The 13,535-nt window shown below is 59.5% G+C and carries 16 protein-coding genes; 3 read left to right on the top strand and 13 right to left on the bottom strand.

The genetic code is table 11. The features are described 5' to 3' along the window. Positions 1-12 precede the first annotated feature (12 nt). The 4 genes from BLW01_RS12225 to BLW01_RS12210 form a co-directional block, all read right to left on the bottom strand. Positions 13-1,287 carry a TRAP transporter large permease gene (locus BLW01_RS12225; protein WP_092570118.1) on the bottom strand — a complete coding sequence of 425 codons (1,275 nt, stop codon included), beginning with the start codon at positions 1,285-1,287 and terminating at the stop codon, positions 13-15. Between the two features lie 29 nt (positions 1,288-1,316). Beyond that, complete coding sequence (locus BLW01_RS12220; protein ID WP_092570116.1) at positions 1,317-1,838, bottom strand: TRAP transporter small permease; 522 nt, start codon at positions 1,836-1,838, stop codon at positions 1,317-1,319. Positions 1,839-1,851: 13 nt separating this feature from the next. Continuing rightward, positions 1,852-2,853, bottom strand: coding sequence for a TRAP transporter substrate-binding protein (locus tag BLW01_RS12215; RefSeq protein WP_092570114.1), 1,002 nt, complete (start codon positions 2,851-2,853; stop codon positions 1,852-1,854). Between the two features lie 133 nt (positions 2,854-2,986). Further along, complete coding sequence (locus BLW01_RS12210) at positions 2,987-3,982, bottom strand: asparaginase (protein ID WP_092570598.1); 996 nt, start codon at positions 3,980-3,982, stop codon at positions 2,987-2,989. A 234-nt stretch (positions 3,983-4,216) separates the two neighbouring features. Here BLW01_RS12210 and BLW01_RS12205 point away from each other — a divergent pair, with 234 nt between their 5' ends. Further along, the gene (locus BLW01_RS12205) at positions 4,217-4,948 is read left to right on the top strand and encodes a FadR/GntR family transcriptional regulator (RefSeq protein WP_092570112.1); all 732 of its coding nucleotides are present in this window, start codon (positions 4,217-4,219) and stop codon (positions 4,946-4,948) included. Positions 4,949-5,030: 82 nt separating this feature from the next. Here the strand turns inward: BLW01_RS12205 and BLW01_RS12200 are convergent, their stop codons facing one another. The 6 genes from BLW01_RS12200 to BLW01_RS12175 form a co-directional block, all read right to left on the bottom strand. After that, on the bottom strand, positions 5,031-6,539 hold the full coding sequence (locus BLW01_RS12200) for a sodium:solute symporter family protein (protein ID WP_092570110.1): 1,509 nt from the start codon (positions 6,537-6,539) through the stop codon (positions 5,031-5,033). Next, positions 6,532-6,765: a hypothetical protein gene (locus tag BLW01_RS12195; protein ID WP_092570108.1), complete on the bottom strand. Its 234-nt coding sequence runs from the start codon at positions 6,763-6,765 to the stop codon at positions 6,532-6,534. Before BLW01_RS12195 ends, BLW01_RS12200 begins: the two co-directional genes overlap by 8 nt. Before the next feature lie 41 nt (positions 6,766-6,806). Beyond that, complete coding sequence (locus BLW01_RS12190; RefSeq protein WP_092570106.1) at positions 6,807-8,204, bottom strand: amidase; 1,398 nt, start codon at positions 8,202-8,204, stop codon at positions 6,807-6,809. Between the two features lie 104 nt (positions 8,205-8,308). Then, positions 8,309-9,211 (bottom strand): LysR family transcriptional regulator, encoded by a 903-nt coding sequence (locus BLW01_RS12185; RefSeq protein WP_092570104.1) that lies wholly within the window; start codon positions 9,209-9,211, stop codon positions 8,309-8,311. A 104-nt stretch (positions 9,212-9,315) separates the two neighbouring features. Next, complete coding sequence (locus BLW01_RS12180; RefSeq protein ID WP_092570102.1) at positions 9,316-9,804, bottom strand: PIN domain-containing protein; 489 nt, start codon at positions 9,802-9,804, stop codon at positions 9,316-9,318. Continuing rightward, positions 9,779-10,870 carry a helix-turn-helix domain-containing protein gene (locus tag BLW01_RS12175; RefSeq protein WP_092570100.1) on the bottom strand — a complete coding sequence of 364 codons (1,092 nt, stop codon included), beginning with the start codon at positions 10,868-10,870 and terminating at the stop codon, positions 9,779-9,781. The genes BLW01_RS12180 and BLW01_RS12175 overlap by 26 nt, the downstream gene beginning before the upstream one ends. Before the next feature lie 204 nt (positions 10,871-11,074). Here BLW01_RS12175 and BLW01_RS18880 point away from each other — a divergent pair, with 204 nt between their 5' ends. After that, complete coding sequence (locus BLW01_RS18880; protein WP_268244670.1) at positions 11,075-11,197, top strand: hypothetical protein; 123 nt, start codon at positions 11,075-11,077, stop codon at positions 11,195-11,197. Positions 11,198-11,239: 42 nt separating this feature from the next. Further along, positions 11,240-11,692 (top strand): SixA phosphatase family protein, encoded by a 453-nt coding sequence (locus BLW01_RS12165; RefSeq protein WP_092570098.1) that lies wholly within the window; start codon positions 11,240-11,242, stop codon positions 11,690-11,692. A 151-nt stretch (positions 11,693-11,843) separates the two neighbouring features. Here the strand turns inward: BLW01_RS12165 and BLW01_RS18600 are convergent, their stop codons facing one another. From BLW01_RS18600 to BLW01_RS12155, 3 genes are read right to left on the bottom strand one after another with little or no spacing between them, the layout of a single operon-like run. Next, the gene (locus BLW01_RS18600; protein ID WP_217635532.1) at positions 11,844-12,122 is read right to left on the bottom strand and encodes a hypothetical protein; all 279 of its coding nucleotides are present in this window, start codon (positions 12,120-12,122) and stop codon (positions 11,844-11,846) included. Then, the gene (locus BLW01_RS12160) at positions 12,119-13,105 is read right to left on the bottom strand and encodes a type II toxin-antitoxin system HipA family toxin (RefSeq protein WP_217635531.1); all 987 of its coding nucleotides are present in this window, start codon (positions 13,103-13,105) and stop codon (positions 12,119-12,121) included. Before BLW01_RS12160 ends, BLW01_RS18600 begins: the two co-directional genes overlap by 4 nt. Beyond that, on the bottom strand, positions 13,102-13,419 hold the full coding sequence (locus tag BLW01_RS12155; protein WP_092570096.1) for a helix-turn-helix transcriptional regulator: 318 nt from the start codon (positions 13,417-13,419) through the stop codon (positions 13,102-13,104). Before BLW01_RS12155 ends, BLW01_RS12160 begins: the two co-directional genes overlap by 4 nt. Positions 13,420-13,535 lie beyond the last annotated feature (116 nt).

The following is a 13,535-nucleotide window of genomic DNA, read 5'->3' as shown; positions in this document are numbered from 1 at the left end:
GGCTCCCTCTCCTCAGTAAATCAGTGATGGTAGCCAGGTGCTGATCCATGGCACGTAGGTGATGATTATCAGGGCCAGCAGCATTAAGCCGATCAGTGGCAGACAGGCCTTGAATACCTCCTGGAGCGACATCTTGGAGATGGCCATGGCCACGAACAGATTGAGCCCTACCGGGGGCGTGATCATGCCCACCGAGAAGTTGACCAAGGTAATGACGCCGAAGTGGACGGGGTCGACGCCGACCTGTGCGGCGATTGGCTGCAGCAGAGGGGAGAGGACGATGATGGCCGAGGCGCTATCGAGGAAGAAACCGGCGACAATCATCACCACGTTGAATAAAGCCATGATCTGTATGGGATCATCGGTGAGCGCCAGTACCTGGCTGGCCAGTTGGGTAGGTGTGCCGGTGATAGAAAGCAGCCAGGAGAAAGCCGAGGCGCCCGCGGTGATGAGTAGCAGGGTGGCCGAGGTGAGCCCCGAGCTGCGCAGTGTACCAATCAACTCGGGTAGCTTGATCGTGCGATAGACGGCAGTACCGACGAATAGTCCGTACATGCAGGCGACGGCCGCGGATTCCGTTGGCGTGAAGACGCCGCTATAGATGCCACCCAACAGGATGAAGGGAAGCCCCAATCCCCAGGCCGCCTGTTTGAACGCCGCACCGATCTCGGCAAGCGTCGGAAAGGGGGCGCGTTCATAGCCTTTGAAGGAGGCGTAGACGATGCAGTAAGCGATCAGCAGCGAGGCTATCAGGATGGCAGGTATCAAGCCGGCCGCAAACAGCCGCCCGACGGACGTGCCTGTCACCGACCCGTAGATGATCAGGGCGATGCTGGGCGGAACGATCGGCCCCAGCGTGCCGGCGGTCGCGATCACCCCGATGGCGAAGTGTTTGCTGTAGCCAGCCGCCACCAGAGCCGGGAACATGATCGAGCCGATGGCTACCACGGTGGCTGGGCTCGATCCCGAGATCGAACCGAAGAACAGACAAGAGAGTACCGTGGCCGCAGCCAGTCCGCCCGGTACCCATCCGACCAGCGCCTTGGCCAGGTTGATCAACCGGTCCGACAATCCGCCGATGCGCATCAGTTCCGCGGCCAGGATGAAGAAGGGAATGGCCATCAGCGAGAAGTTGTTCATACCGGTGAACATGCGCATCGGCACGATGACGGGGCTGGTGGTGCTGAAGAACTCGATGGCAATAAAGACCGAGAACGCCAGAGCGGCAAAGATCGGCAGACCCAGCAGCAATACAGCAAAGAAGACGGGCAATAGTGCCGTTATCATGGGGATCTCCAGTTATTGTTCGAAACGGGTCATGCGAGCTTGTCCGCCTCGGTAGCCAACTCTTCGGCATGACTCGCCGGGGGTTCGATCCATGCCAGGTGGATGACCCGGATGTATCTCAGGATCAGAAGAATGCCGGAGAGGCCGATCGGCAGGTAGAACCAGGCCATCGGCAAGCGAAGTGCAGCGGTCAATTGCCCCCTTTCCAGGGTGTTGAAGAAAAGGAAGAAGCCATAGACCACCAGAAAACCGGCGAAGGCAATGCCCAGTACGGCGGCGATGATATGCAGCCAGCGATTGATCGCGGGCGGCACGATCGCGTTCAATACGTCGACCGAGATATGAGAGCCATAGCGGACTCCCATGCTGGCACCGACGAAGCTCATGCAGATGATGGAGTAGATGACGACTTCTTCGGCCCAGAAAAGCGAGCTGTTGAAGCCGTATCGATAGACGACCTGGAAAGCAGTGATAATGGTCGCGATCGACATGAACGCGACCATTGCCACACTCTCCAGGTGATCAATGATGGTATTGAGCGCCTTGAACATGGTGTATCAACCCTCAGTATTCGATGCCGACCTCGTCGTAGACCTTGTGCAGCAGATCGGTGGTCACGATCTCCTCGTACTCTTCATGCACCGGTAGGCTGGCTTCGATGAACGCCTCGCGTGCCTCGGAGGTGATCTCGTTGATCTCGATCTCGCCCTCGATATCGGCGAGGATTCTGTCCTCGTCTTCCAGGGTCAGTTCGCGAGAGGTATCGCGACCGTTGTCGAAGGCTTCCAGCATGACGTCCTGAAGGTCTTCCGGCAGGGAGTCCCAGGAGTCCTGATTGATCACGGCGGCATAGGCGTGATAAGCGTGGTTGGTCAGCGACAGATAGTCCTGCACCTCATGGAAGCGCATGGTGTAGATATTGGCCAGTGGGTTTTCCTGGCCTTCCACCACGCCCTGCTGTAAGCCGTTATAGACTTCCGTGAACGCCATGGCCGTGGCGTTGGCATCGAGATTCTCGTAGGTGGAGATGATGATCGGCGCTTGCATGGTGCGCATGCGGATCGCCTCGAGATCCTCGGGGCCCTGGATCGGTCGAATGTTGTTGGTCATGTGGCGGAAACCGGCACCCCAGAAGTTGACCCCATACATGTTGTCGTCATTCAGGGTATCCAGAATCTCGCGACCCACCTCGCCGTCGAGGACCTTGACCATGGTGTCGTAGTCATCGATCAAAAAGGGCAGGTCCAGGATCTGCATGCGCGGCTCGAAGTTGCCGAGGGTGGCCGTCGGCGGGATGCCGATATCGACCAGGCCCATCTGGATCTGCTCGATGATTTCTACGTCGCCACCGACCTGAGCCGCGGGCAAGACATCGATTTCGATACGTCCGTCGGATTTCTCTTCCACTTCCTCCTTGAAGCGAAGTGCTGCCTGTCCGTTGGGGGTATCCTCGATCAGGACGTGGGCGAAGCTGAAGGTGTACTCGGCAGCCTGTGCCTGGCTCATGCCGAAAGACGCGGCGGCAATCGCCGCTACCAGTGACAGCTTGTTCAGTTTGCTTTTCATCATTAGCACCTTGTTGGGTTGTTGGTGTGCTTTGTTCAGTGATGTTCGACTCCGGTATGTGCTGGAGTCACCCGCATTCGGTGCGGGCCCTTTCAGCCTGAAATAGCCAGGCGGAGCATGTTGCCGGCCATGCTCAGGCCGTCAGGGTTCTCAGTTGCGCGGCGATCTCATCATTCCTGGACGAGGCGAGGAGGGCCGACAGGACAAGGCGCGCCTTGCGGGCGCTCAGGTCGGGTACGGCGATCACGCCGGCCGCTTCGAGGCTCGCCAGACTGCCCACGAATTCGTAGCTCGCATGGACCGGCCCGGTGGGGCAACTACTGACGATCACCACTGGTATGCCCCATGCAGTAATGCGCGGGACGATCTCCAGCCAGCCCGGAGGGACATGGCCGCGCCCCAGGCCGTCGATCACCAGGCCGGCGGCCCCCGTCTCGACGGCGGCTTCGAGCAGGGCCGGCGAGGCGTCCAGGTAGGCGGGCAGGATGTCGACCCGAGGCAGCGCGGCGTCGGCGGGGAGTTCCAGTCCGTCGGGACGAGCGGGGCGCATCGAGACATTCACCCTTGCCCCGTCGATATAGCCCATCGGCCCCGTCTCCGGTGCGGCAAAGCCGTTCACCTGGAAGCTGCTGACCTTGCGTACTTGTCTGGCAGAGAAAATCGACTGGTTGAACACTACCAGCGTCCCGAGGCCGTGAGTCTGATCGCTGGCGGCGACCAGGATGGCGTCGGCGATGTTGCGAAAGGCATCCGTCCCGGGATCGTGGGGGGCACGCTGCGAGCCGGTTAGCACGACGGTGGGTGAAGCCGGCAGCGTGATGTCGAGGAAATAGGCCGTCTCCTCGAGCGTATCGGTACCATGGGTAATCACGATGCCCACGACATCGGGAGTCTCGGCCAGGGTCTGACACTCCTGGCGCAGGCGCAGCAGGTCAACGAGGCCGATGGCGTTGCTGGGCTTCTGTAGCAAGGAACGGACCTCGACATCGATATCCGTGTCCACGGGCAGCGAGACCTGTCCCATCAGGTCTTCGCCTTGCAGTGCCCCCGAGCGATTTCGACCGGAGGCATCCAGGCGACTGGCGATGGTGCCGCCAGTGGTAATTACTACGACTCTGGTTCTTGTCATTATGCGTACCGTGTCGGACATGGAGCTGCGATGGCGAGTCATGCCGTTTCAGTGTTCAGACATCAGATGTCTGTTGTCTCGTGTCATGTTAGACTCAATGCTGAGTCGTCTGCAAGCAAGAAATGACAGGACGTCCAACCATCGGGCATCACGAAGCTGGTTGATTTATGCTTAACTCATTGGCAGCCCATGACTTTATCGATGCACCAACCCATGCCATCAAGAGACGCCAGAATGAGCCTGAAACGCCAGCCCACACTGCCGACCACCTCCATGGAAAGCTTCGGCAGTTCGATTGATCGTAGCTCCGTCGCCCTGCAACTACTGGAACGTATCAAAAGCGCACTGATTTGCGGCGAGCTACAGCCAGGCGACTATCTGCCATCGGAAACCGAGTTGACCCATAGTCTGGGGATCGGCAAGTCGAGCGTTCGCGAGGCTATCAAGATGCTCCAAGCTATCGGCATCGTGGAAGTAAAACGGGGGCAGGGCACCATGATCTGCCGGGAGCCTGGTGAGCCTATGGTGGATCCAATGGCGTTTGGCATGATCCTGGCCCGGGGCATGACGCGGGATGTGCTTGAGTTTCGCAAGATGTTCGAGCCCGCCTACACCCTACAGGCCATGGAGAATGCGTGGCCGGAAGACCACGTTCGTATCCAGCAGACCATCGATGCCATGGCATCGGCGATCGCTAACGGGGAACAGACCGCTCAACACGATGTTGCCTTCCATCGCGCTATTCTGCGGGCCACCCATAACCCGATGACGATTCGAGTGGGGGAGACCCTGATTCAACTGATCGAAGCGGCCCTGGAAACGTCAATGCAGACATTGCCGGAGGTTGCTCTGAAAGACCATAGGGCGATTTATGCCGCTTTCATGGCAGACGACGCAGAGGGTGTGAAAGCCGCCATTGAAGTCAGTAGCGAGAGCTGGGAGACCAACTTGACCTACGCTGAATGACCCTCAGTGCTGCCGGAACCTCACGAAAACCTGGTGTGGCAAGGAATGTTCGGCCTTGCCTTGACTGTCCTTCGTTGCCGCTTCAGGCAACGTCTGGCTGGGGCGCGTTGCCGCCTCCCAGACGTGTAAGCCCGTTGGGCGCGGCGATACGGAAGAAGCGTTCCACGACCTCGTCCGAGGTCGGCGCGGTCACCAACGAGACGATGACGAATACCGGCAGGTTGAGCATCAGCCCCCAGAAGCCGGCGTGGATACCCAGCGGGTGCTTCCACAGCGTGGTAAAGGCCACGGTCACCAGGAAGCCGGCAACGATGCCCGCCAGTACGCCGAGCCGCGAGGCGCGCGGCCACAGGAACATGCCGATGAAGGCCGGCATCACTTGCGTGGCGAACCCCAATCCCACCAGCAGGATCATCACCAGGCTGCCGGGCTCGGCGATAGCCAGCGGGGCGATCACCAGCGCCATCAGTGGCACGATCATCCAGCGTGCCAGCCGCCCGGTGGTGGTATCCGAAAGCTTGAGCAGCGGCTGCAATACATCCCGGCTCCAGGAGAGGGCCACCGAGTGGATGAACGGCTCACTCGATGACATCGACGCCGCCAAGGTGCCGGCCCCCAGGAGCCCTACCAGAAACACCGGCAGGTGCTGCATGGCGTACTCCAGAACCACCGTGTCGGCGCGCGCCAGATCCGGCAACGAAAATACGCCGATGAAGCCCACCACCACCATGGGCAGGATCACCACATAGTAGGTCGGCAGCCAGGTGGCACTGCGACGAATCGTGCGTGCCGAGGAGGCGCTCATCCATTGCGTCCACACCGGCGGCATGAACGAGAACATCGAGACAATGACCGATGTCGTCCAGAAGCTGAAGCTCATGTCGCCACCGGCTCCCGGCAGTGTCAGGAACTCACCGTGCTCTGCCTGGAAGCGCGTGAACAGCGCACCGACATCCAGCCCCCCGGTGGCGCTGTGCAGTGCCCATAGCCCCACGGCCCAGGCCACCACCAGCATCAGTACCCCCTGAAAGGCGTTGGTGCGGCCAATGGCACGCTGGCCACTGACGAACAGGTAGACGGCAATGCAGGCAAGCACCAGCGGCACGGCCAGCCACACCGGAATCGCGCCGCCGCTCATCACGTTGAGGATGTAGGCGGAGCCGATGGTCTGCAACACGGCATAGGCGATCGAGCCGATCGACATGACCAGGGCGGAAAACGCACCGAGCAACGGGCTCTGATAACGGTCGGCGATGGCGCTGGCCTGGGTCACATGGCCGAAGCGTTCGCCGAACTGCCATACCTTGGGGCCGACGTACCAGGCCACCAGCGCCAGGTAGGCGAGATAGACCGCCACGTAGAAAACCGGCACGCCCTTCGAGTAGGCCCAACCCGGCGCCCCCATGAAGGTATAGGCACTGACACTGCCGGCGGCAATCAATAGATAGAGTGTCACCGGCCCCATGCTGCGACCGGCCACGCCCCACTCTTCGAGACTGTTCATGCGCCGCCCGCCCCGGGCGCGCAGGCCGATGACCATGGCGATGGCGACATAGGCCAGGGTGATGAGCAGCGGCCAGGGGCTAGTCATGCCGGTCCTCCTTGCGCTCGAGAACACGGTTGGCGATCAGCATGACGCCGAAACAGGCGAAGATGACCACGTAGCTCCACACCACCAGTAGCGGCAAGCCAAGGATCAGGATGGCATGATTCACCCAACTGATGACCGGCCAGATACCGGCGGCCACTACGGCGAGAAAGGCGATCAATAGCCACCAGCCGGCGCGGCTGGTGGGCAGGACGACAAGACGAGACATAAGAACATTCTCCCACGATGACGAGACAAGGAACCAGCCGCTCAGCGGGCTGAAGGCGGTGACGGCCAGCGCGGCTCGAGCGCCAGTCGCGTCTCCAGCGCCTTGCCCAATTTGAGCACCAGGTGGTCGTCGAAACGGGGGCCGATCAGTTGCACTCCCAGCGGCATGCCGTCGCGCGAGAAACCGGCATTGAGCGTTAACGCCGGCTGCTCGCCCATGTTCCACGGCACGGTGTAGGCGATATGTTCGAAGGGCTGCCGAGGATCGTCGGTCGGCGAGACCCAGTCCGCGGAAAAGGCGACATTGGGCGTGGTGGGGGAGACGACGGCATCGATATCATCGAATAGGCCTTCCGTGGCGCGGCGCATGGCCAGCGTCTGTTCGAAACCATGCACTGCCTCGGACCCGCTGATCCGGCCACCATTGTCGGCCCAGGCGAGAATCGCCGGTAGCACCCGTTCGCGCTCTGCCGGTGTCAGTGCCTGAAGCGCATTCCACTGGCGCACGCGCCAGAAGCTGTCCAGCCCATCGAGCATCTGGCGCGTCAGCACCGGGGCCAGCGGCACCAGGGTGGCGCCGGCCGCTTCGAGGGTGGCTGCGGCATGCTGGACGGCCTGGCCGATCTCGTCGTCCAGCGGCAATCCGCAACCGGCCTCGAGCATGACGCCGATGCGCTGTCCCCTGAGGTCGATATCCAGATCGGTCCAGTCGATCCGCTCCGGCGGCAGGCGGGTCGCATCGCGACGATCCGTGCGCGCCAGGCTGGTCATCAGCAAGGCGGTGTCGTCCACGCTGCGGGTCATGGGGCCTGCGCATCGCCCGAGATAATACGGGTCGATCGGGATACGGCCCTGAGTCGGCTTGAAACCCACCACGCCGCACCAGGCGGCCGGCAGTCGCACCGAGCCGCCGATATCGGTGCCTACGTGCAGCGGGCCGTAACCGGCCGCCGCGGCCGCGCCGGCGCCGGAGCTCGAGCCGCCGGGATTGCAGTCGAGGCGCCAAGGGTTGCGGGTCGTGCCATGGAAAGACGAGCGCCCGGACGAGAGCATGCCGAAATCCGGACAGGTCGTCTTGGCCAGTAACAGGGCGTTGTCCTCGAATACCCGCGCTGCCGGTGGGGCATCGTCCGTTGCCGGTGATTGCTCGCCCAGCCCCGTGCCATGGGGGACTGGCACGCCTCGTGTCGCGATCAGTTCCTTCAGGGTCACCGGCACCCCATCCAGCGAGCCCTGCGGCTCACCTCTCGCCCAACGTTCACTCGACTCACGCGCCGCCTGACGAAAGGTGTCTGGATCGTACACATACAACGCGTTCAGGCTTCCTTCCCATTGCTCGACATGTCGAATCAGTTCGTCGGCATGATCGAGTGGTGACAGGGTTTTCCGGCGATATGCGGCCAGCAACTCGGTGGCCGTCATATGGTGCAGTTCTGACATGATTCGCTCTGGCTGTTGTTGTCGTTCACCACAGTGTGGCGACAGGCTGTGTCTACCGCCATTACAATCATGATGCCAGGGTGTCCACGTTTTGTGTGCACCTCTCAAGCCTCGTCCAGCGATTGCAGCGAGGTGGCCAGCAACCCCAGGCAGGCCTCGGTGGCGAAGCTGCGCTGACGATGACGATGCACACATAGATCCAGACGCGTATGCGCCAGTTCGCCTTGCCTCAGGGGGACACTGACCAGCTGACCCTCACGACACTCTCGGGCAACCGCCATGGGCGGCAGTATCAACAGGCCGGCGCCGTCCATCGCCAGTGCTTTCTGCGTTTCCAGCGACGCCGTGTGAAAGACGAGATTCAACGTGGTGCCATGATAGCGGGCCGCCTCGTCCAGTGCTTGACGAACACCATAGTGCTCATCGGGTAGCGCCAGTGGATACTCGGCCAGTTGGGCCAGCTGCAGCTCGGCCATGCCGGCAAGTGGATGTCTCGGTGACATCACCACATGATGTTCCAGACGGCTGGAGGCCAGCGCCTGGATGTCATCGTGAGAGGGCATGAAGAACGTCAGGCCAATGTCGGCGTCTCCACTGCGCAGCGCTTCGACGACCTCACCGGCACTGGCAATCTGAATATCGAATTGCAGCTGGGGATGGCGTTGGTTGAGTTCTCCCAGCGTCGGCACCAGTAGTCCGGCGACCACGCCTTCGGCGATCCTCAGGCGGACCTTGCCGGTACGCAGCCCCTTGAGATCACTGATCTGCTCCTGAACGCGTTCGAGATCACGCAAGGTGCGGCGCGCCTGCACGGCCAGCAACTCGCCGGCCGCAGTGAGCGCGATCCCCGATCGACGACGCTCGATCAGCGGCGCCCCGAGCTGATGTTCCAGCAGGTCGATCTGACGGCTGATCGCCGTCGGGGCGATATGCAGCCGCGCTGCCGCCTCGCGCAATGATGCACTATGCGCCACGGTGTCGAAGTAATGCAGTGCACGCCAGTTCATGGGTCAAGCTCGATTACGTTGCATGAAAGTCGACGTATGAAATGGCTCTGAGGATAGGGGGGGAGTCGTGTGTTCTTGTGACGTTTCATCTTCACCACGTAGTCTTATCGCCAGCGATCCAGCCGTTGGTCGCATTCGTTTTTCGGTAGTCTGGCACCCGCTTTTAGCATCGTTACCAAAGCGTCGGCGAGCTGGCTTGGAGGGAGAATGACGTGGTTTTCCAACTCATCTAATATCCAGAGTACACCGCGAACATCCAAATTACATTGCTGCCCAGATTTTCTAAGCGCGCCGTCATTGGTCAGCAGTGTCCAGCCTCTTTCTTTTGCAAGAAAGTAGCAGGAGACATCAGCGAGTGATGAGTTACCCAGTGTTTGGCGTAGCGTAAAAAGTGTTGCCACTTCTTCGTTGTTGAAGGCTTCAACCACTAGTCCTAAGCCCGTCAGCTTTTGACCAGGTGGCATTTTCAGCTCTCGCCACACAAAATCGGTGGTTATGAACTGATGAGGTAAGGAAAAAACGGTTTCAAGCAGGCCGCTGCGATGTAGATCAATCCAGATATTGGTATCAGAGACAAGAATTTTCGCTGGCATGCTGACTGTCACCTGCCTGTCCGTTTGCCATAATCCCCTCGATCTCACCGAGGCTGATATTGAGCAACTCCGCTGCTCTTGAAGGAGTCACCAGGCCTTCAGCCAGCGCCCTGTAAACTAATTGCTTGAGGCGATAGGATTTTTCAGGGGCTTGTCGACCCGGTTCATTTTTTCTATACCCTTGCATCGACCATATACGAGAGGTGTTCTGATAGAAGCTCGAATGAACGATATCCAGGTCATATAACCGGCGCAAAGTGGCTTGAATCGAAATTCCCCACTCCTCCTTGGCCAATAGAAACTCCTGGAACAGCACCCGTTTACGGTGCTCACCAAAGGTGATGCGTACTTGGCTGGCAGGGAAGAGAAACGCCCCAGCAAAGCGGTGGCACCAGTTTTCTTCATTCCGAGTGCCACGAATTTCCTCTGGCAGTGACATGACCAGATGCCCCAGCTCATGGGCGAGGTTAAAACGCTGGCGTTCACCAGGCCGCTCGGTATTGCTGACGATGACGGCATCAGTACCATCATTGACGAGGGCACACAGCCCATCGAATTTCTCGTGGGCTTGAAGGCTCACGACCTTGATACCGTTTTCTTCCAGAATTTCCGTCAGGTTGGCGATGGGGTTAAGCCCTAGCTGCCAATCTTCGCGAAGTTTATTGGCCACATGTTCAACCTCATCGGCATTGGCTACGGGAAAGCGCTGATGCCATTGGGCAAATTCACCGGATGGTTGGTCGGTCTGGAACAGGCCCTCTGCCGCTAAATAGCGTTCAAGATGCTCACGCACTTGCTCCTTGACAGCCTCTTGCTGGCGTTTGCCGAAGGCGGAGTGCTTACGGAAGTCGACTTTTCCCAGCTCTACTGAATCTGAACGAAAAAAATACTCAGGGTTAACACCAAGCACATCCGCCAGTTGAATCAAGCGAGTCGAATTGGGCGCGTCCTTGCCCTGCTCATATTTCGACAGAGCCTGCTTGGTAATGTCCCCCAGCAGATCGGCTAACTGCTGCAAGGTCATATTCTTGAGGACACGTGCACGATGTAGGCGATCATGCAGCATGACTTTCCACCTTTCTTTACGTTGTAGAGTTGACAATATGCGTAGTATTTTTACTTATGTCAACCGCGCATGCTGCTCTCAACCCTGCCGAATCGGACCTGGGGAACGAGCGATCCATTCATTCGGCGTCGGCAGCAGAAAGCCTTCGGACTCGGCTTGAGCGACCAGGATTCGATCAAACGGGGCCTTGTGGGTATCGGCTAAGTGACTGACAGCCGAGGTGTGCCCACAGCAGCACGCGAGTACTACAAGTTCATCTCAGCCCCCGAACATGTCGGCAATTTCGTCCTGTCCCATGCGGTAGAAATCGTCTGGAATCGCGACTGACGTTGCTCTCTGGACGACTAGACTGACAGAGAGGAGGTCAAGATGCCGGAACTGTACTTGATGCGCCACGCCAAGGCCAAGCGCGGCCATGCCGACATGACCGATCATCAGCGACCGCTGAGCGGGCGCGGTCACCGGCAGGCGGCGGCGATGGCTCGGGCCCTGCAGCGGTGGAACGCCTTGGCGGGCGAGATCCACGTCAGCAGTGCGCAGCGCACACGTGAGACGCTGGAGGGGCTGGCCGCTCAACTGCCCGAGCCCCTGACCGAGCCTGCCTCTTTCCAGGATGCCCTCTATACCTTTGATAAACAGGCGTTGCGTGATTGGCTGCGTGCGCGCCCGGCCGAGGCTGAGCGGGTGCTGATCATCGGCCACAATCCGGCATTGGTGAAGCTCGCTCGCTGGCTCTGCCGCGCTGGAGGCCGAGAAGCAAACGCTGCGCCAGGAGATCATCGCGCTCGAGCCGCTCTAGATGACACCGCTGATCGCGACTAAAGTCGCTCCTACACAACGCGTGCCAGCGGAATGCAGTGGTTGTGGTGTTCGTGGGAGCGGTTTTAACCGCGATGCAGGGCGCGAGCTCTGCCGTTGGCGAGACCGCCCATCGCGACTGACGTCGCACCTATACAACTCGTGGTTGCGTGCGCTAGGGGGTATCGATGCGCCATTCTGGAGGCAACTGTCGCCAGTGGGTTTTCAATAGTGCTTGGTGTTCAGGCAGCATTGGGCTGTTTGCCAGAAGCCTTGGCCAGTGTTCCCGAGCGCGCTGCATTGTGTCGTTCAATGCGATGCGAACCGATGCCCAGGGGATTCCGATGGCATTTGCCCAGGCTCTGAAGTCGTCCTGTTCGATGCGATACCAGTTCTTATGCCCATTGAGATTGAGGGAAATGTCCTGCTCGTCGTCGATATACGCTTTGGTCATGACGATGTCGTAGGCAGGAGAAAGTACGGGGGGCGCTGGTCAGGGTAAAGGAGACTCCAGTTCTTGAGATGGGCATCACCATTGGCCAGGAGAATGTTCACCAACAAACGACGGGCGAATTGTTGCACGTTGGCCAGTCCATCCTGGGTGTAGGTCCTGAGTAGTTTGCCGATCTGTTCGTAGTTGGTGGCACCGTACTTGTCGTGCGGATAGCGAACCAGAACTTGCGCCAGGTCTTCAGCGTGTTGGCGTGCTCCATCCAGCCGGTCGAATCGTTTGATGGCATAGACCCATTCTTCATCGGGCAGGCTGATGGCAGGAAGCCCCTCCAGGTCGCCCAGGGCGGCCAGTCGGATCTCGGGAATCTCTACACCACCGGCGTCGGCTAACTGCATGGCGGTGAACTCATTGGCGGGCACACCACGATGACGTGTCGAAGGCGTTTTAACGATCCAATCGCCTACCTCGTCGGCATGGTTGAAATGAAATCGCCCCTCACGCTCTCGCATCGAGAATTTCATCTGGATGCCGGCCAGGGAAAACCCTTGTCCTGGCCGTGGAGTTCGTTTGACTGGCGTGATGCGTGTTCTATGGGCAAGCACATGATCGGGAATGTCTTCAGCGGCCACAGGGGTGGCCACCACGGCCCCCGGCAGATCCTGGCCGAGTTGGGACAAGAGAGGAAATTCGTGGTCGGGATGCACTTTCAGGGTTTGTGCCAGCCAGTCTCGCAGTGCACCTTCCGGAAGTAGATTCGAAAAGAAGGGGTGAAGCCTTTGTTGACGGATCCATGGAGATGCCATGAGTTGGGTGGCACGTGGAAACGCCGGGTGAGTTGTCAGCGTAAGGACCGGTCGTTGCGGGTCATGGCGGTAAGGCGCATTGAAGACCATGACATTGCGGCCACCTTGATATCCCGCTAAATAGCCGACATGCGTGTCATGCAGGCGAATATCCAGGACCTCGACCATTTCGGTTTTCATGGTTCATGTCCCGATGTGTCATCAGTATTGTCCAGGAGGCCGTGCCAGGGATCGACATCAAGGGGCGGCGCCTCGTGTGACATATCCGTGGCTTCCTCGAGCAGCCTCTGCACGAGGTGTACCTTGTCACGGGGAATCAGCATGAGCTCGGCGTTGAGTCCTTCGGCAACGAGGGTGAGGGTTTCCAGCCGCGGGTTGCCACGAGCTTCCAGGCGTTGATATTGCTGGCGGGACATATCGATACGAGATTGCATGTCCCGTTGCGTCAGACCGAGTTGGCGCCGTCTACGCTTGATCTGTGTATAAAGGTCCATGATGACAGGCAACTTATTTGTTTCTTCTTGACCAGGATAGAAACATTTATGTTGCTTTTCAATATAAATTGCAACTTATTTGTTGCCTTTTGCCGGCTGGCCTGACGGTGACATCG

The organism is Aidingimonas halophila (assembly GCF_900106955.1).
Lineage (GTDB): Bacteria > Pseudomonadota > Gammaproteobacteria > Pseudomonadales > Halomonadaceae > Aidingimonas > Aidingimonas halophila.
This window is presented reverse-complemented; position numbering and strand designations above follow the sequence as displayed.